We start from the raw sequence: 21,315 nt of genomic DNA on the forward strand, positions 1-21,315 counted from the left end.
AAAAACAAATATTTTAGGCTAAGAACTGATCGTTGCCGTTCAGTTCATCGGTATTATACACTTTTGACCAGGTGACGGTAGATTGTTTTTGAAAATACCACAGTATAGCCCAAACAGTTATTCCACTTACAATAGCAGCCAGCACCGGCGTTTCAGGATTTTTTTCAATATACTTCGGCGCATAGGAAGCACCGATCACCTGCACTGCATTATTTACAAAATGCGCGATCATGCTTGTATATATGCTACCGCTGAACCAGTAAAAAGCGCCCAGCACAATACCCAGAAACATCCGGGGCAAAAATCCCATGAACTGCATATGTAAGGCGGAAAAAAGTACGGATGTTAAAACAATACCTGCCCAGGGATTGCGGGTAATTTGAATGATGATCCTTTGCAAACCGCTTCTAAAGAATAATTCTTCGCAAACGGCAGGCAGCAGGGCTATGATGAAAACATTGATAACAATATCAAGCGGGCCTCTCAGTTTTAAAAAAGCCGCCATTTGATGGGAAGATTCTTCTTCCATCTTTATTAAATTTTCAGGCAAAGGGATGTGCTGGTTGAGATCGCCCAGCCAGAATACAAATGGCAAGGCCAGAAAAATACCCACGATCGCCAACACATACATGTTCGATTTCCCGGCCTTTTTGAAACCTAAATGATAGCCATAATTACCGGAAAAAGTGAAACGGGCAAATAAGTAAACGGGTAAAATAAATAGCAGCACTGAAGAAATGGCCTGTACCATTTTGGCTACACCGATCATCCGGCTGTTGGCCCAGTCGATCTTTTCAATACCATTAACGTTGTAAATTATTAACGATAAGAATATTGTGAAAAGAAACGACAAACAGAACAGTCCGGTGAACAATCCGAGTTGACGCCAGGGTGATTCTAAATGTAAATGACCTCTCATAGGCTGGTAAAAACAAAGATTAGTGTGTAAATTTGCTGCCGCGCAAATCCTTGTAAAGGGTGCAAGATAAGGTGTTGTGATTTGCTTTCAAATTATATGTAACATCAGGTCGGGCACAGCGCATTTCATTAATATTCAATAAAAATGGTACAAATCGCTAACATATCGCTCCCTGATTTCCCACTTCTTTTAGCTCCTATGGAGGATGTCAGCGATCCACCATTCCGTTTTGTTTGCAAACAGAACGGGGCCGACCTCATGTACAGCGAATTCATTTCCAGTGAAGGACTTATTCGCGATGCCATTAAAAGCAAACAAAAACTCGACTTTAACGAATTTGAACGTCCTTTTGGTATTCAGATATTCGGCGGCGATGAAGAAGCTATGGCTTTGAGTGCCAGGATAGTAGATACCGTTCAACCCGACCTGGTCGATATCAATTTTGGCTGCCCGGTAAAAAAAGTGGTAAGCAAGGGCGCCGGGGCTGCCGTTTTAAAGGATATTGACGCCATGGTGCGATTGACCGCCGCAGTGGTAAAATCAACCTCATTACCGGTTACCGTTAAAACAAGGCTTGGCTGGGACGATAACAGCAAGAACATTGAAGAAGTAGCTGAACGCCTGCAGGATGTTGGTATTAAAGCGCTTACCATTCACGGCCGTACCCGGGCCCAGTTGTATAAAGGCGAGGCCGACTGGTCATTGATAGCCGCGGTAAAGAACAATCCACGAATTCAAATCCCGGTTTTTGGTAACGGCGATATCGATTCGCCCCAAAAAGCGCTTGAATATAAAAACCGGTATGGTGTAGATGGAATTATGATTGGCCGGGCAGCTATCGGCTATCCCTGGATCTTCAGGGAGATCAAACATTATGTACAAACCGGTGAAATGCTTCCCCTCCCAACCATCGATGAACGCGTTGAAGTATGCCGCACCCATGCCCATAAATCAATTGAATGGAAAGGGGAAATAGTAGGAATTCTCGAAATGCGACGCCACTATTCCAATTATCTTAAAGGACTGCCTCACGTTAAAGAATACCGTAACCGGCTGGTAACCGTAAAAACGATTGCGGAAGTGGACGACATTCTGAATGAGGTTAAAGAAAAATTCAATGGCATCGTGTTGGAAAGACAGGTGATTCCAATTCAGGAAGATCAGCTGCCTGCCTGTGCCTGTTAACCGGCATTTTAATTTTCCGCATATGATGTATTTATATATGTCCCGGGCAAAAAAAATTACGCTGGCAGCAATTGCAATAATGGCAATTGCCGCCGGCCTGGTATTGCTTACAGGATGCCCGCCCACAACGGAAAAGAAAAAGAATGCGGCAAAAACAGACGTGCTTAACAATATCGATAGCGCAGCACTCATCAAACACCTTGCTTATCTCTCATCCGCAGCAATGGAAGGAAGAGAAACGGCAACGCCGGGTAACCAACTGGCGCGCGAATACATTGTAAAAATTTTCGACTCGCTCAAAATTGAAAAAATCGGCGATTCCTGGTTACAGCCTTTTCCTTTTGGTAATGATAACCGGCAGGGCACTAACATCATCGGGGTTATCAAAGGCTCCCAATTCGCAGATAATTATATTGCCATCACCGCCCATTACGATCACCTTGGTACGCGTAACGGGGATATTTATTACGGAGCCGATGACAATGCCTCAGGAACAGCAGCCCTCCTCGCAATGGCTGCATACTTTAAACAACACCCGCCAAAACATTCGCTGATACTGGTTTCTTTCGATGCCGAAGAAAAAGGCCTCGTAGGGTCAAAATATTTTGTTGCAAATTGCCCTGTACCATTAAACGCTATCGGGTTGAATGTGAATATGGATATGATCAGCCGAAACGATAGCAACGAGATCTATGCTACCGGCATTTATCATTATCCTTTTTTAAAAAAGTATGTCGACAGTGTACAAGCGTTCACGCCCGTAAATATCCGGTTTGGGCACGACGGGGAAAAGCCGGGCATACACGACTGGACCAATCAATCGGACCATTTTCCCTTTCACCAACACAATATCCCCTATTTGTATTTTGGCGTAGAAGATCATGCAGACTACCACCGTCCCGGTGATACGTTCGATAAGGTGAATAAGCGTTTTTACTACCAGGTTTGTACCATGATAACCGCAGTTGCTTCGCTGTTAGACCGGCCTGAGGCGGTACAATAAAAGGGAGTTTATACATTGGTCAATCTTTCTTATCTTACCAAAAACCATTATCATGACTACTCGCGATCAAAATGTACGCACCTGGTCAATGCTTTGTCATTTATCTGCTTTAGCTGGCTTATTATGGTGGCCGGGTGCGGTATTGGCACCGCTGATTGTATGGCAAATAAAAAAGAACGAATTACCCGAAATTGACCCGCACGGTAAGGAAGCGGTGAACTTTCAATTAACTATTTTGATCATTTATCTTATTGCACGCGTTATTTTAGGAATTATAGTTGGCGCAGTTTTCGGCATCGGGGTACTTTGGGGAAGCCCCTTTGCGTTTGTCGGTGGCGGTTTCGGGTTACTTAGCATCCTCGGCATTATTAGCCTTGTAGCCATTATACTTGCCGTAATTGCAGGAATAAAAGCCAATAACGGAGAGCCTTATAAATATCCGTTCTCGATCAAATTCGTTAAATAATAAAATTTTTGTAAGGGGTAGTAGCGTACCCCTTATTTTTTTACCGCTTTTACCAATTCATCGCTCAACGGCGAAACGGAAGGATCAAAATAATGAGTAAGTGAACCCTGTTCATCGATGAGATATTTTGAGAAATTCCAGGAAGGCGCTTTTTCATTCCAGCCGTTTTTTGATTTACTGGTGAGCCACCCAAAGATGTTGTTTTGACCTGCCGACTTAACTACCACACTTTTTTTAGCCAGGGGAAAGGTTACACCGAAATTTATCTTGCAAAACTGTGCGATATCGCTATCACTTCCTTTTTCCTGTTCTTTAAAATCATTTGCGGGAAACGCAATGATCTCTAACTGATCATCAAACTGCTGATACAGCTTTTGCAAATCGTCATACTGGTTGGTATATCCGCAGTTGCTGGCGGTATTAACCAGCAATAATTTTTTGCCTTTATAGGTATTCAACTGTAAAACATTCCCATTGTTCAAAGGCACACTAAGATCATAGATGGATTGTATAGGCCGAACATTCCTGGTATTTGTCAGTACTTGGGTATTCTTACCTAACAATTTGGTAAATACGATCCATAAAGGATAAACGATCTTCAGTATTCTTTGTCGGCCTGTCATAAAAATATTTATTACACTTTAACGCTTTTTGGCTGTAACCTGCGCAAAGGTACCGGTATTGCCTGTTATAATTCTTATCTGATAATCCACTTAAAAAGCCGCAGCCGGCCTTTAAATGGAGGGTATTTAATATCAGGATCGAACCACACAGGGGTTTTCATTATTGCCTTCTCATGGCTAAACACATCAAAACTGTATTTGCCATGATATTTGCCAATGCCACTGTTACCACGCCCGCCAAAAGGCAAATGATGGTTGGTAAAATGCCAGCTTGAATTGTTTATACATCCTCCGCCAAAAGGAATAGCCTGCAACCATTCCTTTTCCCTTTCAGCGTCGGCTGTATATAAGTAAAAAGCCAATGGATCGGGATTGTTCTCAATAGTTTTTTTGGCTTCTTCCAGTGTATTAAAGGTGATCACCGGCAAAATGGGACCAAATATCTCTTCTTTCATCACCGGCGCATCGGGTGAAACATTTTCAATGATCGTTGGCTCAATGTATAATTCGCCGATGTCGGTATGGCCGCCATGTACAATTGTACCCTGTGTTAAATAACCGGCAAGCCGGCGAAACTGCCTTTCATTAATTATTTTGCCATAGTTGTAACTGTTTGCAGGAGCAGTTGTATAAAAAGCCCGAATCGATTCCTTTAAGGCATTGATCAGCTCATCCTTTTTTGAAGCATGCACCAATAGATAATCAGGTGCGATGCACATTTGGCCGGCATTGGAAAATTTAGTTACAATTATCCGGCGGGCAGCAACCGTGATATTGGCATCACGCTCTACCACACACGGGCTTTTTCCACCAAGCTCCAGTGTAACCGGCGTTAATTGTGCGGCAGCCATTTGATAAATACTTTTACCAACGGCCGTGCTGCCAGTGTAAAAAACATGATTGAACCGGAAACTATTCATCAATTCAGGCACCACCTGTGCACCATCCCCTTCTGCGTAAAGAACATATTCTTCCGAAAATAATTCTTTTATCAGAGCACCCATTACCCCGGCCGTCGCAGGCGCCAGCTCAGACGGTTTCAATACTACACAATTGCCGGCAGCAATTGCCCCTATCAACGGGGCTAACAATAATTGTAACGGATAATTCCACGGACTAATGATTAATACAACGCCCAATGGTTCGCTGATTATGTAACTTGATGAAGGCAGGTTTACCAGGTTGGTCTTCACCTTTTTCCGTTTCATCCACGTTGGCAGGCTGCGTAATGCCAGATTTATTTCCGCCATGACTACTCCAAGCTCGGTTACCCAGCTTTCTTCCGGGCTTCTTTTCAGATCGCCATGTAATGCATTATATAATGATTGTTCATATTGCAATATGGCTTTTTTCAGCAATTGCAATTGCTGTATGCGGTATGCCAGCGTTCGCGTTGCACCGCTTTCATAAAAGGCCCGCAATCGCTGCAGTTTCTGCTGCATCATCTCAGGGTTCATATGTATGCTATTTGCCGGGAATAATTTGTATTGGTAAGTTACAAATTTCAATCGAAGTAGATAACGTTATCAGGAAAATAAGGCGCCGAAACAAATTTTCTGTTGCAAACGGCATATACGCAAAACAAAACATGAGCAATGAACTTAAAGAACGCAATGCAGGCACTGGTTCTTTTACATTGCCCATGTTGGTTTGGAACTGCCTCTTTCGCAGTATTATAGAGTACAGATTATTTGGCCCGCCGGTACCGCTATAGCCGGGGTTGCCAGTTCAAGATTTTTTAAAAGTTCGGGGGCTTTTATTATTAAATAACAGGCTTCAATAAGCGCCTCCAGCTTTTCATAGAAGAAAATATGATTGTTTCGCTCAATAGCCTCACTGGAAATGCTACCGGAACTGGATAAAACTTCTACCAGCCAATTCCAGTTAATGTCACGAACATCGTTTAAATGATAACACTCAAAAAAATCTTTAAGTACCAACAGCGGATTTTTTCTTTCTTCTTCAGTTAAACGTAATGGCTGATTATGCCACTGCGGGTGATGGTTACTCGTTCTCATAAAAATGTTTTTTCAGGTTTATATTTCGAATGCTTTTTGCAATTCACGGGCAACGGACCTTTTGTTGGCGCCATATCATATTTTCCCTGGCCATGACATAGCATAGCGGCATCCCAATGCAGCATTTAACAATTATAAGTAACAGCAATAACTTTCCTTTACGCCATATAGCATAATACAATAACAGATAAATGGCAGTAACTCAGTTGTAGCTATTCAACAATAAATAACCTTTAATGCCAAGAAACAATTAAAGCAAATTACCCTGATGATGGCGTTTATGTGTTCGGTGTTCGGTTTCCGGAGCCAATGTAGTTTGGAGATATGTATGTAAGGACCTTGCTGTAGTAACGGTTATCGCTACCTTCATTCACAGCACTAAGATATTTCATTCCTTTCGGTTTCCCAAATATTTTAGTATTTTTTTACAATTTCTTCCGCCTAAAATAGAAAGCTTTACAATGCATTTATTTAAACATATATCAATGACAAAAGGAACACTACTAATAATGTAACCAGGCCCATCAATAGCGTTGCAACGGTATACACCTGCAACATGGGTTTCATTTCAAGCCCGCTGAATTTTGATATTACCCAGAAGTAGGCATCATTTGCATGTGAGATGGTCATTGAGCCGGCACCCATTGACAATACTGCCAGCAACTTTCCTGTTTCGCTTTGCAAACCCAATGAAGGCAGTAATGGCAGAATGATAGACGACGCGGTAATTATTGCAACAGTAGAAGACCCCTGTGCCGTCTTAAGTACAGCCGTTAACATAAAAGGAAAAAAAATACCCAATGCCTGTAAATTAAATGCTTTGCTTACGTGCCCGCCTACCTGGGTGGCTGCCAGTATTGCCCCGAAGGCGCCGCCCGCCCCGATAATAACCAATATACCACCAGCCTTTTCTGCAGCCTCCTGCAGCAGCTTACCTATATCACCCTTCTTCCAGGAACGAATTGCAACCAATGCCAGCACAACACCGATAGTGAGCGCGATCACCGGATCGCCGGTTATTAAAAAAAGTTGCATCCATGCCGGTATTGTTTCGCCTGCTTCAATGGTAAGAAAAGACTTTATGCCAATCAGAATAATAGGTACTATCACCGGAAGAAAGGAACTGATCACTGAAGGAGCGGTCTTTGAAGGCATTTCAACTGCCGCTTCAGCCGGCCCATCAGTTGGAAATTTCTTTCCGGCATAACGTGCCCATGCGTAACCCACCAACATAGCAGGAATGGCCACTACAATACCTATCAATATCAGCCTGCCGTAATCAACACCGATAGTACCGGCCGCAGCAGCTGCTCCGGGATGGGGGGGAATTAAACAGTGCACCGAATACAATCCGGTTGCCAGCGAGGTTGACATAATGATCATTGAAATACCTGTTCGCCTGCTTAACGACTTGTTGAGACCGTTAAGCACAATATATCCTGAATCGCAAAAAATGGGAAGACCAACAATAAACCCGGTAATGCTCATTGCCAGCGGCGCTTTCTTCTCGCCAATTCGCTTTAATATCCAGTTGGCCATTACCCGGGTGCTGCCCGTATGCTCCAGTGTAACTCCGAGCGTGGTACCTAATACAATTATAAAGCCCAGCGACTGCATAATGTGGCCAAAGCCCTGTTTGGTTACATTGATGATCGTTGCTACAGGCATTTGTACGCCCAATCCCACAACAAAACAGGCAATTAACAAAGCAAAAAAAGCATGTATGCGAAATACGGCAGTAAGCAGAATAATAATGCCAATACCCAGCGCCAAAAAAAGCATTACCTGTACAAAGGATGTTGTCATAGGTCAACCGTTAGTATGATGTTCAACTAAGATAACAAACCTGCTACTATTGGCAAGGGTTTAAATTTTATGGGCTTCCCTCACATGTAACATCTGCCGGCAATTCTGTACCTTAACGCGTTGAAACCTGATTAGAAAGAAATTCAGAATATATTATGAACGACGAATATTTTATGCAACAGGCACTGAAAGAAGCGCAAAGAGCGTATGAAGACGGTGAAGTGCCGGTAGGCGCGGTGGTTGCTATGAATAACCGGGTAATTGCCCGGGGCCATAACCAGGTTGAACGGTTGAACGACCCTACGGCTCATGCTGAGATCATAGCCCTCACTTCCGCTTTCAATTATCTGGGCAGTAAATATTTGCCCGATGCATCTATTTATGTTACGGTAGAACCCTGCCTCATGTGCGCCGGCGCGTTATACTGGAGTAAGATCGGCAAGATCATCTGGGGCGCCGATGATGAAAAGAACGGCCATAAACGCATCACGGAGCCCAACTGGCCGTTCCATCCCAAAACCGAGGTCACAAAAGGCATTTTGAAAGATGAATGTGCCGAACTGATGAAAAATTTTTTCCGCAGCAAACGATAACGCCAAAATAAGATCCGGAAGCGGTGAAGAATTATTACAAATCCTTCAGTGCTTCCGGATACCACCTCTCCGGTAATTGAATGGTTGGCTCAATTTACTCATGTGCCCCTGCCGCAAAAAAGTTTATTCTCTTACTGATCCCACCAAAGATTTTGCGTAACATCGGTTACATTCGGCGGCACATTGGCCCCATTACGGCTGATCTCGATGCTGGGATATACCATACGGCGGATATAATTGTTCACTACCCGGTTCAGGGGTAATTCGAAATCTTTATACTGGTAATTATACCTGCGGGCATCATTCCATGTTTCAGGATTCAGGAACAGCGCTTTGTATTTTTCTTTGAAGATAAGATCGAGGGTTATATTAGCCGATCCTACCGAAACGGATGCATGGCTAACATACGCATCGCGACTGGCAACTGACACTCCCATTTTATTCATATTCGCCTTTATCCCTTCCAGGTACGCGTCGTAAGCCCTTAATTTATCGTTCGATCTGAATGCCGCCTCTGCTTCAATAAACTTCAACTCTTCATATGTTACAATAAACAATGGCGAATTAGTACTGGAATAATAACCGGTCAAATTGATATATGTTTCTTCAAAACTTACACCCGATCCCGAACGTCCTTTTCCGTTTGGCGTGCCACGGTAATCACCGTACTTTGTGGTATCGGTCATAAGCGGCAGCCGCGGATCGAAAATCCCATAGGTCTTTCCATTCATAGCATCGATAAACTGCTCCGATAACCAGCCGTCGAGCAACAGGTTACGGTTATTCAACGCCACCTGGTTCCAGGGATTACGCACATCGAATGTGGTAATAAAAGCATCGTGTGCTGTGGAAGTATAAGCAACGCTCAGCTCGGCAAAAATATTCGCGGTATTATACTGGCTGGTTTTGCTCAACTGGTTCAGCAGGCGCGCCTTTAATGCATGCGCCGTACGAACCCATGCCGCAGTTGCTCCTTTGTGAACAAGATCAGGATTATTGGTTGCTGAAGTTGGTATCGTAATGGTTGAGCCGGTTTGCCCTAACAAACTTATACCGTCATCGAGCAGTTTGATGCAGGTTTGAAAAACAGACTGTGCATTATCGTATGACGGCGTAAGGGTTTCGGCTGAAAACGCAGCATTGTACGGCGCATCGCCCCACAGGCTGTGAATATACTGCAGGTTCATGGCCATTAATATTTTGGCTACCCCCTGGTATTGTGTGGCTCCTTTTTCTGCAGCCAGTTTTTCCAGGTCGTATATATCCGTCATATTATCGTACAAATTGGTCCAGGTAGTACTTATATCCACATCGTCATAGGTATCCAACGGCGATGCGGTATTGGAAGATGCCAGGTATTGCACATAATATGACGTAACGTTGGTCGATACCCGGTACACATTCAGCGCAGTGTTCAATGTGCCGCGGGTGAGCAACCCGTTTATGGTTGCCTGTGTAGGCTGGTTGGGGCTGGTATTTATATCAAGGTATTTCTTACAACCTGTAGCTGTAACGGCAAATAAAATTATGGCGGTAGTATATAATAGGTTTCGCATGTTGCTCCGATTTAAAAGTTAAGGTTTACACTAAACAAATACGATCTGAGCTGCGGATAGGTAAAGCCAGAAAAACCATCGGCGTTACTTCCTGCATTGGTGCTGCTGCTTTCAGGATCGTACCCGCTGTAATTGGTAAACAACAAAAGATTATTACCGGTGAAGGAAACCGTAATGCCCTGTATAGGCGTTCCTTTAAAGAATTTTGTGGGAACTGAGTATCCGAGGCTCACGTTACGCAAACGTACCCAACTGGCGTCTTCAATAAAATTCTCCGTTACCCCGCGATGCACATTGCGGTAAAAGCCCTGGCCGTAATCACGGCCGGTGCCGTTCACTTTTCCCATGCCGAGGTAAACAGCCTGTGTATTGGGCGTGCCATCCGGCAGAACTCCATTGAAGACAATGGTTTCCGTTCTGTTCTCGGTATATTTGGCAATTCCGAATGCACTCATAAAATTACCCAGTTGGTTATAGCGTTCGAGCCCCTGTTGGGTTTCCCATAAAAACGACAGGGAAAGATCTTTCCAGGTAAAAGTATTGGTAATACCCCCTAACCAGTTTGGTTGCGAATTGCCTAATACACGTTGTTTGGTATCGCGCAGCGGAAAACCAGCATTACTTCCTGAAGTTGCGATAACGATCGGCAGACTATTATCAACGGTAACGCCATCATCGGTTTTTGAACCATAGTATCGTTGATAAGAGGTGCCGTACATATCGCCTACCGCAGAGCCAGGCACATATTTAAAAGTGGCGGTCGAACTTGAATAACCAAAATGGCTGCCTACTACAATTTCAGTAATTCCTTCCCGTATGCTTACTACCCTGTTCTTGTTACGGGTAAAATTCAGGGTAGTGTTCCAGGTAAAATCCTTTGTTTTAAGCGGGGTTGCAGTTATCACCAGTTCAATACCCTTATTCTCCAGTTCACCGGCATTGAGAATAAAACCGGTAAAGCCGGTGGTAGGCGACAGGCTTACGGGAATGATCTGGTCGCGGCTGTTTAATTTATACCAACTGAAATCAATACCAATACGATCGAACAATTTCAATTCAACCCCTGCTTCAATGGTGGAGGTACGTTCAGGTTTCAATGTAGGGTCGCCTGCTATATCGCTGCGCGTCCATGTAAGCTGACCGGTTGAGGTAATTACACTCGAACCGTAATACGTATTGATCTCGTAAGGGTCGGTATCCTTACCTACTTCTGCTACCGATACTCGCGCCTTGCCGAAATTCAACCAGCCCGGCAGCACAATATGATCGGAGAATACATAGGATAAACTGGCAGAAGGATAAAAGAATGAGCGGTTTGCTATGGCCAGCGCAGAGGACCATTCATTCCGGCCTGTTAAACTCAGGAATAAATAATTTTTCCAGCCGAGGGTAAGATCGCCATAAGCGCTTACGATACGATATCTTTCTTCAAACTGATTGGCGCTCCGCACTTTCGCATTGTTCAACGTTAAAAGATCGGGAATATCCAGCTCGCTACCGGTAGCGGTCAAACGGCTGGTTTTCCGGTCACGCACTTCGTTACCCACACGCAACACAGTATTCAGTTTTTCAAACCATTCCTTTTTAAAACTGAGCATTACGTTTGAGTTCAGAATGCGGTTGCCAATGCGATACTCATTCACAAAACCGAGGTTATTATCGCCAAAAACCTGTTCTCCGGGCAGTCCTTTAGGACCCGGGGCGGCATGGCGGCGAAAATCAGAATAATAATCCATTCCGAACTTATAATCGAGGTCGAGCCACTGTAAAGGAGAGTAAGTGAAAGCCACATTACCAATGATACGGTTCACATTATCTTTAAAGCGGTTGGTAGCGGTACCATATACCGGATTATCATTACCATAGGCATTTTGTGTACCATCGGGTTTTATATAATCCATTACATTCCACCGGGGCGACCAATAAGTTAAACTTTCATTATAACGGTCGGCATTTACGCGGTAACCGCCTGAATTGATAAAATATAACCCGGGGTTGAACCTTAATTTATCACTGAACCTGAACTGTCCGCCCAGCCGGGCAGAAATGTTCTTATAATCTGAATTAGGCAGAACGCCATTCTGTTTAAAGTAAGAAACCGAAGAAGTAAGCAATGCCTTCTCTGTACCACCCGACAAATTAATGCTGGTGCGAAACTGGTTGCCTGATTTAAACCCTTGTTTATAATGATGATAAATACCTTCAGGATGGGTTGGGTCAATGGCTTTTGCCTCTTCTACAGTAGGCCCCCAGCTTGGCCAGAAACTTTTAGGGTCGTATTCGGGCACAAAAGAAGTGGCGCCAACATATCCCTGGGTAAACTTCTTTTGAACTTTTGGAAATTTATTTACTTCATCTATACCATAGGTTGTCGAAAAATTAACCCGCATTTTACCGGCTTTGGCTTGTTTGGTGGTGATCACCACTACACCATTTGAACCGGCCTGGCCATACAAGGCAGTTGCTGCCCCGCCTTTGAGGATCGACATGGATTCAATGTCATCGGGATTTATATCGGATGCCCGGTTCGATAATCCGCGGATGGCGCCTGCATCACCTGCCGTTATTGTACTGTTGTCGATCAAAATGCCATCTATCACAAACAAAGGCTGATTGTCCTTGGTAGGTGAAAGGGATTTTATACCGCGGATAATGATCCTCGTTCCCTGTCCCGGCGCACCGCCGCCGCTGTTGATTTGCACACCGGCCACTTTACCCCGCATGGCATTCACTACATTGGTTTGTTTGGTGTTAGAAAGGTCTTCCCCTTTTATTTCCTGGGTAGAATAACCCAACGACCGCTTTTCCCGTTTGATGCCCAGGGCGGTTACCACTACCTCATCTAGTTTATTATTGCCGGCAGTTAGCTCAAAGCTCACGTCGGTCACTGCGTCGTCTTTTACAACTACGTCTTTTATCATTGTTTGAAAACCCACAGCTGAAATTTGCAGGCGATAATTGCCCGCTTTTACTCCTGTTATTACAAACTCACCTTTATTGTCGGCAGCGGTTCCCTTATCGGTGCCTATTAAAACGATGGATGCATTGGGCAACGGCGAACCGGTTTCATCAGTTACCCGGCCTCGTATGCCTCCATCGAAAGGAAATTCTTCAGCAATACTCACATCCGCAACCTGTTCGCTTTTTTTGATCTTCTTAATGACGATGTTGCTGTTAAGCTGATCGTATCTCAAACCTGTATGTTGCAGCAGCTCTTCCAGCACCTGCATTACCGATGCGTTGGTTGCATGGTAGTTGATATGATCTACATTGACCACATCTGCCGTACGGTAAGTGAACGCCAGTTGCGTAAGGGATTCTATTTTTTTGAGCGCCTGCTTAAGGGAAGCATTTTTAAGATCGAGAGAGATCATGATCTTGTTCAGATCCTGGCCGCTCCCCGACCGCGCCATCAGAAGACTGCTAAAAGTGAGTAATATGGCCAGGATGGAAATTCTCATGATAAGTGCTTTGTTTTTCAAAAGCAAATGCCCGGGTTGATATGCACCAGAAATGCATAACGTACTATGCCTGTACGTTTTTACATACAAATTCATAGCTTTGAATTGTTTTTAAGTAATTCTTTGAACAGGATTATTTTAAACACGCCGAACCGCTTCCAGGTCGCAACTGGGGCGGTTCTCTTTTTTTCCAATAATTATGGGGGTGAATATGTTGTTGTATTCATTGCAGTTGTGTTTTGGTATTATTTAATTTATTCAATCACATACATATCGTTCACCAGCTTTAACCGGGTGTCGGTCAAATTGCAAAGCACCTGTAATGCCCGCCCGATGCCTATCTCCCGCCGGAATGACGTCGATATGCGTTCGCCGGCCAGTGTTTTATTTTGTATCCTGATGGTTACATCATATATTCTTTCGAGGTCGGCAACAATATCACTAATGCGTTCATCATCATAAACCAGGTTCCCCTGCTGCCAGGGCGCCGCCTCTGTAGCGGTGATATTCTTTTGTACTACCGGTTTATTTGCATCTATAACTTTAATCTGTTGTCCCTGTATCAGCGTGGCCACTTCCTTTTCATCATAGTTCACCTGTACTTTACCGCGGCTTACAGATACTACGACATTTTCCCTGTCCGGATATGCTTTGATATTGAATGCAGTGCCAAGCACCCTGATGGTCACCTTTCCCGAATGAATAAGAAAGGGTTGTTTATCGGCATGCTTTACATCGAAATATGCTTCGCCCGTAAGAAAAACCTCTCTTTTATCTGTACCAAATGTTTGTGGATACTCCAGCGTACTGGCGGCATTCAGCCATACCTGGGTACTATCGGGCAACAACATGTATTTGTTCTCCGAACGGCCGGTGACATTTGCGGCTAATGGCTGTTTTTTATTTTTCTGTTTTTGTTGAACTGTGCTGAACATAAACCAGCCAAAACCTGCAATCACCATTGCAACGCAGGCCGTTGCAACAACTAACCGGGGGCTTCGTTTTTGTGGTCTTACGCCGGCTACCTGTTGACCATGCCAGGCAGGCTCCGTTAACACCAGGCGGCCACTTTCATTTACATAGGTAAGGGATGATGGGTCTGAATGGCCCGTTTCCTCGTATGCTTTTTTGATCAGTTCCCTTATCAGTTCATTATGGCCGGCTTCGTTGATGTAGGAAAAGAATTCGTCAAATTCCTTTCTCGTACAGCTATTGTTCAGGTATTGCCTGAATAAATATTTGATCCTTTCTTCCATTGAAAAATGGTTGTCCTATTAATGTTAGACGAAGCAACCGAAGCAGGTTCCTATTCGGGAGTAAAATTTTTTTTAGAAAAACGGCATTAAGAAACGCGCGCTTTTAAGCAGGAATAACCGTATGGATTGCAATGCGGTTGACAACTGATTCTTGACAGTATGCTTTGAAATAGCCAGGTGATCGGCTATTTCCTGATAGTTGAGGCCTTTTTCGCGATTCAGAAAGTAGATGAGCTTGCGCTGAGGGGGTAACTGATCCACCGCTTTGTGAATGATCTGGTTGTATTCACGCGCCGACACCTTTTCTTCGGTTTCGTTTAATTGTTCGGGTTGATTTTTCCAGATGGCTTCTTTCAACCGGCTGTCGGCTGCCGCTTTGCGTAAAAAATCTATCACCTTATTTTCTGTAAGCCGGTATAACCAGGCTTCTATATTGTGAATAGACTGTAGCTGAAACCGGTTCTCCCATAATTTCAAAAACACTTCCTGAATGATATCCCTTGCATATTGATCAGAACGCGTAAGCTTCAATACAAGGGTATGCAGCCTGTATTCGTGTTTTTTAAAAAGATCGGCAAAGAGGAGTTCCAAAGCGTGCTCTTCGCTGTTATCGTTCCTATTTGAAATAAGTTCATTCATTGCCGAATGTGATAATGTGATGATTCGATAATTTGATAACTATTCAATTAATGGCCATCCTGTAAACACAAAGCTCACGCGTAAGCATACAATACAACCAGTATTTCATTATCACTACCCGTTCCGACTTTTGTCGGGAATATCGAATTATCAGATCAGCTAATTAATCTTCCGCAGCTTTATATTTTTAAACCATATGCCCCCGCCATGGTCCTGTAAAGCGATATGCCCCTTTTTGGCCATACCATATGCTTTTGCTTCTTTCCATTTACCGTTTTCTTTCAATTCCTTCCAGGCCGGGGTCCAGAACTCATACTCCACCACTTTCTTTCCGTTCAGCCAGTGCTCAACATGTGCATCTTTTACCAGAATGGTGGTGTGATTGTATTCGCCGGCCGGTTTTGCGGCGAGCTCAAGGGGCGGATACATGGCATAGCCGGAACCGCTTTTTTGCCATGCCTCCAGTTTCTGTGAGTAGCCTTCATCGTCGATCAGTTGGTATTCAGGGCCGGTTTCATAGCTGGCCCCGCCGGTTTCTTCCACGCGATAAATAATGCCGCTATTGGCGCCTTTGTCCACTTTCCAGTCTATCGACAGTTCAAAATTATCGTATTGATCTACCGTAATGAGGTCGGCACGCTCTTTGGCATCTTTCGATTTACAGTATAGCTGTCCGTTTATCACTTCCCAGCTATCGTAGGGTTTGTTATTATAGGCCCGCCACCCGTTGGTGTTTTGGCCATTAAATAATAAAAACCAGCCGGCCTGCCGCTCCTGGGCCGTGAGAACGTTGTTTTTTTCCTGTTCGGGGTGCGAAGCCCCTAAAAATGCGCTGGATAATATGGTTGCAGAAAACAGCATCAACTTTTTTGTTGTAATGGTATTCAACATTTTGATTGATTTGATAAGGATTTGCAGGCCTCTATTCATATCTAAAATACTAAAAAAATGCCTCCGGCGGCACCAAAATTTTCCGTTTCGTAAAGAGAATGAATTGGTTAATCAACCATTGACCTGTACTTTTGTTACCTTTTGAAAGAACAACCATAAATCTTCAACAATTTAAAATTTTAGTGTTATGGCATTTACACTACCGGCGCTTCCTTATGCACACGATGCACTGGAACCGCATATTGACGCACTGACGATGCAGATTCATCATGGCAAACATCACCAGGCTTACGTTGACAATCTGAACAAAGCTATTGCGGGTACTCCCAATGAAAATAAATCGCTGGAAGAACTGTTAAAATCTGCCGGCGCTATCAGCCCTGCGGTTCGTAATAATGGCGGTGGTCACTGGAACCACTCTTTCTTCTGGGAATTGCTGGCCCCCAATGCCGGCGGACAGCCCACCGGCGCACTGGCCGATGCCATCAACGATGTTTTTGGTTCTTTCGATAGCTTTAAAGAAAAATTCAATACCGCCGGCGCTACGCGTTTCGGAAGCGGTTGGGCATGGCTGATCATCAACAATGGCACCCTGCAAATTACTTCTACTCCTAACCAGGACAACCCCCTGATGGATGTGGCTGAAGTAAAAGGCACACCCATCTTAGGTATCGACGTTTGGGAACACGCTTATTATCTGAAATATCAGAACCGTCGTCCCGAGTACCTGACAAACATCTGGAATGCTATTAACTGGAACAAAGTAGCCGAAAACTTCGCAAAAGCTGCGAAATAACAAGCTTTGCTATTATATTAAATCCCGGTTTTACCGGGATTCTTTTTTTTAACCTTTCAAAATATAGCCCAATGAAATGTACCTTGTTTAGTACGATGCTTGCCGTGATGTGTTTTGCAGCCTGTTCACCTGGCGTTCAGAAGAAAGTGAAAATTATGGCCAGCGGAAAGATCGCGGTTGATGAAGCTACAAAAACAGTTACCCTTACCCCCGGAACCCAACACAATGAAGCTGACATCGTTCTTTCTGAAAAAGATAAAGGTGTTACCGTAAAAAGCCCCGAAGGCGAAAATGTATATGAAACACCCGATGGTGGCACGTACATTCTGAATCTGAAAACCGATACCCTCATCGGCAATATGGTGAATTTTGGAAACAGCGGCGCTCCTTCCTCACTCACCAACGAACAACTCGACCAAATCATCGACAGCACCCAGCAGTTGATCAACGGCCAGAATGCAAGCGACGAAAAGAAAACCTATTTCCTCCTGCCCAAAACCATCAAAAAGCTTACATCCAACACAAACGCCCAGTTGATAAACCCATATAACAATATTCCCGGCTCAGTAAGTGTAGATAAAGACGGTAAAACACCTGAGATCTATAAATTCAATACCGCCAAGCAAAAAAGAGAAACATTGAATGAATTAATAATACGAATGGGCAGGAACACTAATTAAGATTGAATAGTAATACTGAATGTCGAATGTCGAAGGGTAATAACCAAGGCATTCGACATTTCATTTTATGTAAGCGCTGTACAGACTTTGAAACTTGCCAGTATTCCTTTTTTAATTTTTCATTCTTCATTTCAGGGCACCGGATCATATCCATGCCCGCCCCACGGATGGCAGCGGCTTAACCGCTTTACAGTAAGCCAAAACCCTTTAAATACACCATACTTTCTAAACGCTTCAAGAGAATACTGCGAACAGGTTGGCGTGAACCGGCACTTTGGCCCAAGGAGGGGAGAAATTACCCACTGATAAAATTTTATCAATGCAATAAAGGGTAAACTTAAGATGCGAAGCAATACTTTCATTTCACTGGCTGTTGATTAAACATTACTCAAATAACAAAAGGCTGTTATACTTCCGCTATGGTGCGTATAAGCTTCGCCAACACTACCTCTGTTTTTTCCTTTATCAACGCATATTCGGGAAGCTCTTTGCCCGTATAAATTAAGAATAACGCAAGCCTTCGCTGTTTTGTTTGCAAAGCCTGTTCCAGCGGCGCTTTTTGCAACCGGTACGCTTCGCGCATCAGGCGCTTTATGCGGTTGCGGTCAACGGCCCTTTTGAAGTTACGACTGCTCACACTGAAGCCCGCCTGCAAGGGAACCGCCAGCAACTCATCAACTATTTTGTATTGAACCCGTATGGGAAATGCAGCAACAGCCCTGCCTTCACCAAACAACTGCTCAATGATCTTGCGGCGTTTTAACCGCTCGGTTTTATTTAATGTATACTTTTTCTCCATCGGGTTAACCCAAAAATAAAATAGTCCCGCCTCGGTTTAACCAAAACGGGACTATTAATTATTTGAACTGTCGGCCATTGCCCAATACGGGTAGGGCAAACAGACTATTTCAATTTTCTTTCGTCGGAAACAGTCAGCTTTTTACGTCCTTTTTTACGACGTGCTGCCAGTACCTTACGGCCATTGGCATCTTGCATACGCTTACGGAAACCGTGAACAGTTTTACGACGACGGCGGTGCGGTTGAAATGTACGTTTCATAATTTATTTCTTTTTTACACAATTTGAAATATGATCCGGGAGAAGCGGATCAGGTTCCAGTTTTGCAGACGAGCCACCATGCCCGCCCCGCCATAAGCGGATGAAAGGACCGCAAAGGTAAAGAATGAAAACTGAAGTATGAAACGTGAAAGAACAAAAATGTTCAATAAATATGGTCCACTACCGGAATACTATTATCCAAATCGACATGATTTGAACGCACCGGTTGCCCGAAGAATATACTTGCATGGTTATCAAAGTCTTCAGTTGAGTCGGTAGTATAAAATACCCGCCCGCCGTTTTTAGTGCACCGGTTTTCAAGCTCAGTATGCCTTCCCAGGTAATCGGTAAGACTACCGGCCACTATTTCACCCTGCGACACAAGGGTAACCCCGGCCGGCAAAAACTGTAGTATTTTATCCCGTAATAGCGGGTAATGGGTGCAGGCCAGCAGCAAAGTATCTATACCTGCATCGGCCCTCATAATATGGTCTATATGCTTCTTTACGAAATAATCGGCGCCCGGTTGCTGGTGCTCATTATTCTCAACAATTGGCACCCACATGGGGCATGCTTCCTGGTGAACTGTGATATCAGGGAAGAACTTTTCGATCTCAATTAAGTAAGAACCCGATTGCACCGTTCCGTTGGTAGCGAGGATGCCTATTTTGCGCGACCGGGTAAAGTTACCGATGATCTCGGTTGTTGGCCGTATGACGCCCAACACCCGGTTATCGGGACTAAGTTTCTCCAGATCGTTCTGTTGTATGGTGCGTAGCGCTTTGGCCGATGCGGTATTACAGGCCAGTATCACCAGCGGGCAGCCCTGTTGAAAGAACCATTCGACACACTGCAGCGTATACCGGTATACTGTATCAAATGACCGGTTACCATAGGGAGCCCGGGCATTATCGCCGAGGTAGATATAATCGTATTGGGGTAGCCTTTTTACGATCTCCTTCATAACCGTAAGCCCGCCATAACCTGAATCGAAAATGCCAATGGGTTGCGCTGTAACCATAAACAAATTTACCCCCTATCCCCCTAAAGAAGGAAGATTATTTGACGCGATTGAATCATCAACGGTAAAGAAAAAGCCGCTCCAGACGAAGCGGCTTTTATAAGTATTTTATCTGTTCTCCTTGTGCTTATTATTTTTTAGGCGCTGCAGCAGGTGTATTTGCTGTGGGCAATTTGATACTCAGCTTCTTAGCAACAAGCGGCAGAATATCGTCGCCGGGAGGGGCTACAAGCAGGGCCTCTTTTTCGAATACATATCCGTAACCGTTTTCTTTAGCTACTGATTGTACCGCATCGTAAGCCTTTTTGTTGATGGGCCCCAGCAGTTCCTGCTGGCGTTGTTGTAATTGCTGTTGAATGCGCTCTTCCTCACTGCCCAGTTCCTGACCCATTTTAGTGAGTTCATTTCTTTTTACGGTTTTAACTGCAGTGGTTAAAGTAGCGGAATCCTTGTTGTATTTTTCAACAGCTGCATAAAATGCATTCTGTTTATCGGTATAATTTTGAACCAGGGCATTACGCAGTTCCTGCAGGGTAGAATCGGCTTTTTTGGTTTCAGGCATTACGCTCACTAATTCCTGTGAACTAATGTACCCGATCTTTGATTGAGCCTTTGCTTCACCAGCGGCTACAAGGCTCAGGGCGAACAACGTTACGGAAAGAAACTTTTTCATTTAATTTTCAATTTTGTTTAGCACCCTTAGCCAGTTTTCTGTTGCCTGTGGGTGGACGGTTATTTTTAGTTTAAGTTGAAAAAAACCTCTTGGTGGTTGTTTCCCCTTTTTATCTTAGGATTTATTTAACGCCCAGGTCTTTTAAAATATCCTCGCTACGGTCTAGTTTGGGGTCGGCAAAGATAACGGTAATTCCTTCACTTTTATCCAAAATAAAATCCAGTGAACGGTTAACGGCCAGCTTTTGTATTGCGTTGTATACCTTATCCTGTATGGGTTTCACGAGCTCCTGCCGTTTTTTGAACAGATCACCTTCAAAACCAAAGCGTTTACGCTGAAGGTCGCGCACTTCCTTTTCGCGTACGAACAACTCATCTTCGCGTTTTTTCTTTAACTCAGGGCTCAACATTACCTGTTCGGCCTCAAAATCCTTGTACATTTTGTCGAGGATGCTTTGTTTGCCATCAACTTCTTTCTGCCACTGTTCGCTGAACTGGTCGAGCTTTTTTTGCGCTTCTTTATATTCAGGAAGTTTATCCAGAATGTATTTGGTATCTACAATTGCATATCGTTGGGCCTGCGAGGCTAAGGCAAGCACCATCAGGCAGGCAATGAACATTACTTTCTTCATGGTGTTTCGTTTTATACGTAAATGGTATTATATTCTTTT

22 protein-coding genes are annotated in these 21,315 nt (G+C 44.0%); 6 read left to right on the forward strand and 16 right to left on the reverse strand.

What is annotated here, in order from left to right; genetic code table 11:
* Positions 1–13: 13 nt before the first annotated feature.
* Entirely contained in the window at positions 14–919 is a 906-nt protein-coding gene (locus A4R26_RS02930) for a CPBP family intramembrane glutamic endopeptidase (protein ID WP_081159964.1), read from the reverse strand.
* 144 nt (positions 920–1,063) lie between these two features.
* Between A4R26_RS02930 and dusB the strand changes: the two genes are divergently transcribed.
* From dusB to A4R26_RS02945, 3 genes are read left to right on the forward strand one after another with little or no spacing between them, the layout of a single operon-like run.
* Complete coding sequence (gene dusB / locus A4R26_RS02935) at positions 1,064–2,104, forward strand: tRNA dihydrouridine synthase DusB (RefSeq protein WP_081159968.1); 1,041 nt, start codon at positions 1,064–1,066, stop codon at positions 2,102–2,104.
* A 22-nt stretch (positions 2,105–2,126) separates the two neighbouring features.
* Positions 2,127–3,107 carry a M28 family peptidase gene (locus A4R26_RS02940; RefSeq protein ID WP_081159972.1) on the forward strand — a complete coding sequence of 327 codons (981 nt, stop codon included), beginning with the start codon at positions 2,127–2,129 and terminating at the stop codon, positions 3,105–3,107.
* A 52-nt stretch (positions 3,108–3,159) separates the two neighbouring features.
* Positions 3,160–3,573, forward strand: coding sequence for a DUF4870 domain-containing protein (locus A4R26_RS02945; RefSeq protein WP_081159976.1), 414 nt, complete (start codon positions 3,160–3,162; stop codon positions 3,571–3,573).
* A gap of 32 nt (positions 3,574–3,605) precedes the next feature.
* Here the strand turns inward: A4R26_RS02945 and A4R26_RS02950 are convergent, their stop codons facing one another.
* The 4 genes from A4R26_RS02950 to A4R26_RS02970 all read right to left on the reverse strand — a co-directional run bounded on the left by A4R26_RS02950 (position 3,606) and on the right by A4R26_RS02970 (position 8,020).
* Positions 3,606–4,196: a glutathione peroxidase gene (locus tag A4R26_RS02950; RefSeq protein ID WP_081159980.1), complete on the reverse strand. Its 591-nt coding sequence runs from the start codon at positions 4,194–4,196 to the stop codon at positions 3,606–3,608.
* 74 nt (positions 4,197–4,270) lie between these two features.
* A complete protein-coding gene (locus A4R26_RS02955) occupies positions 4,271–5,653 on the reverse strand; it encodes an aldehyde dehydrogenase (protein WP_207625664.1) in 1,383 nt (460 codons plus the stop codon).
* Positions 5,654–5,869: 216 nt separating this feature from the next.
* Positions 5,870–6,214 (reverse strand): hypothetical protein, encoded by a 345-nt coding sequence (locus A4R26_RS02965; RefSeq protein WP_207625665.1) that lies wholly within the window; start codon positions 6,212–6,214, stop codon positions 5,870–5,872.
* Positions 6,215–6,685: 471 nt separating this feature from the next.
* Positions 6,686–8,020, reverse strand: coding sequence for a GntP family permease (locus tag A4R26_RS02970; protein WP_081159988.1), 1,335 nt, complete (start codon positions 8,018–8,020; stop codon positions 6,686–6,688).
* Between the two features lie 155 nt (positions 8,021–8,175).
* Here A4R26_RS02970 and A4R26_RS02975 point away from each other — a divergent pair, with 155 nt between their 5' ends.
* On the forward strand, positions 8,176–8,613 hold the full coding sequence (locus tag A4R26_RS02975; protein ID WP_081159992.1) for a nucleoside deaminase: 438 nt from the start codon (positions 8,176–8,178) through the stop codon (positions 8,611–8,613).
* Between the two features lie 131 nt (positions 8,614–8,744).
* Here the strand turns inward: A4R26_RS02975 and A4R26_RS02980 are convergent, their stop codons facing one another.
* From A4R26_RS02980 to A4R26_RS03000, 5 genes are all read right to left on the reverse strand, one after another.
* Positions 8,745–10,169, reverse strand: a complete 1,425-nt coding sequence (locus A4R26_RS02980) for a SusD/RagB family nutrient-binding outer membrane lipoprotein (RefSeq protein ID WP_081159997.1) — start codon at positions 10,167–10,169, stop codon at positions 8,745–8,747.
* Between the two features lie 11 nt (positions 10,170–10,180).
* The gene (locus A4R26_RS02985; protein WP_165760126.1) at positions 10,181–13,630 is read right to left on the reverse strand and encodes a SusC/RagA family TonB-linked outer membrane protein; all 3,450 of its coding nucleotides are present in this window, start codon (positions 13,628–13,630) and stop codon (positions 10,181–10,183) included.
* Positions 13,631–13,884: 254 nt separating this feature from the next.
* A complete protein-coding gene (locus tag A4R26_RS02990) occupies positions 13,885–14,886 on the reverse strand; it encodes a FecR family protein (RefSeq protein ID WP_081160002.1) in 1,002 nt (333 codons plus the stop codon).
* A 72-nt stretch (positions 14,887–14,958) separates the two neighbouring features.
* Positions 14,959–15,525, reverse strand: a complete 567-nt coding sequence (locus A4R26_RS02995; RefSeq protein ID WP_081160007.1) for an RNA polymerase sigma factor — start codon at positions 15,523–15,525, stop codon at positions 14,959–14,961.
* Between the two features lie 159 nt (positions 15,526–15,684).
* Positions 15,685–16,416 (reverse strand): 3-keto-disaccharide hydrolase, encoded by a 732-nt coding sequence (locus A4R26_RS03000; RefSeq protein WP_242674804.1) that lies wholly within the window; start codon positions 16,414–16,416, stop codon positions 15,685–15,687.
* Between the two features lie 187 nt (positions 16,417–16,603).
* Here A4R26_RS03000 and A4R26_RS03005 point away from each other — a divergent pair, with 187 nt between their 5' ends.
* Together A4R26_RS03005 and A4R26_RS03010 are read left to right on the forward strand one after the other, a co-directional pair.
* Positions 16,604–17,212: a superoxide dismutase gene (locus A4R26_RS03005; RefSeq protein ID WP_081160011.1), complete on the forward strand. Its 609-nt coding sequence runs from the start codon at positions 16,604–16,606 to the stop codon at positions 17,210–17,212.
* Between the two features lie 71 nt (positions 17,213–17,283).
* Positions 17,284–17,892: a hypothetical protein gene (locus tag A4R26_RS03010; protein ID WP_133054516.1), complete on the forward strand. Its 609-nt coding sequence runs from the start codon at positions 17,284–17,286 to the stop codon at positions 17,890–17,892.
* Positions 17,893–18,023: 131 nt separating this feature from the next.
* Here the strand turns inward: A4R26_RS03010 and yidD are convergent, their stop codons facing one another.
* The 6 genes from yidD to A4R26_RS03040 all read right to left on the reverse strand — a co-directional run bounded on the left by yidD (position 18,024) and on the right by A4R26_RS03040 (position 21,276).
* Complete coding sequence (gene yidD, locus A4R26_RS03015; protein ID WP_081160019.1) at positions 18,024–18,254, reverse strand: membrane protein insertion efficiency factor YidD; 231 nt, start codon at positions 18,252–18,254, stop codon at positions 18,024–18,026.
* A 44-nt stretch (positions 18,255–18,298) separates the two neighbouring features.
* On the reverse strand, positions 18,299–18,691 hold the full coding sequence (locus A4R26_RS03020; protein WP_081160023.1) for a ribonuclease P protein component: 393 nt from the start codon (positions 18,689–18,691) through the stop codon (positions 18,299–18,301).
* 104 nt (positions 18,692–18,795) lie between these two features.
* The gene (gene rpmH, locus A4R26_RS03025; RefSeq protein WP_081160029.1) at positions 18,796–18,951 is read right to left on the reverse strand and encodes a 50S ribosomal protein L34; all 156 of its coding nucleotides are present in this window, start codon (positions 18,949–18,951) and stop codon (positions 18,796–18,798) included.
* Positions 18,952–19,114: 163 nt separating this feature from the next.
* Entirely contained in the window at positions 19,115–19,972 is an 858-nt protein-coding gene (murI, locus tag A4R26_RS03030) for a glutamate racemase (protein ID WP_081160033.1), read from the reverse strand.
* 130 nt (positions 19,973–20,102) lie between these two features.
* Positions 20,103–20,645 (reverse strand): OmpH/Skp family outer membrane protein, encoded by a 543-nt coding sequence (locus A4R26_RS03035; RefSeq protein WP_081160037.1) that lies wholly within the window; start codon positions 20,643–20,645, stop codon positions 20,103–20,105.
* 121 nt (positions 20,646–20,766) lie between these two features.
* A complete protein-coding gene (locus A4R26_RS03040) occupies positions 20,767–21,276 on the reverse strand; it encodes an OmpH/Skp family outer membrane protein (RefSeq protein ID WP_081160042.1) in 510 nt (169 codons plus the stop codon).
* Positions 21,277–21,315 lie beyond the last annotated feature (39 nt).

Source organism: Niastella populi, assembly GCF_002078015.1.
GTDB lineage: Bacteria > Bacteroidota > Bacteroidia > Chitinophagales > Chitinophagaceae > Niastella > Niastella populi.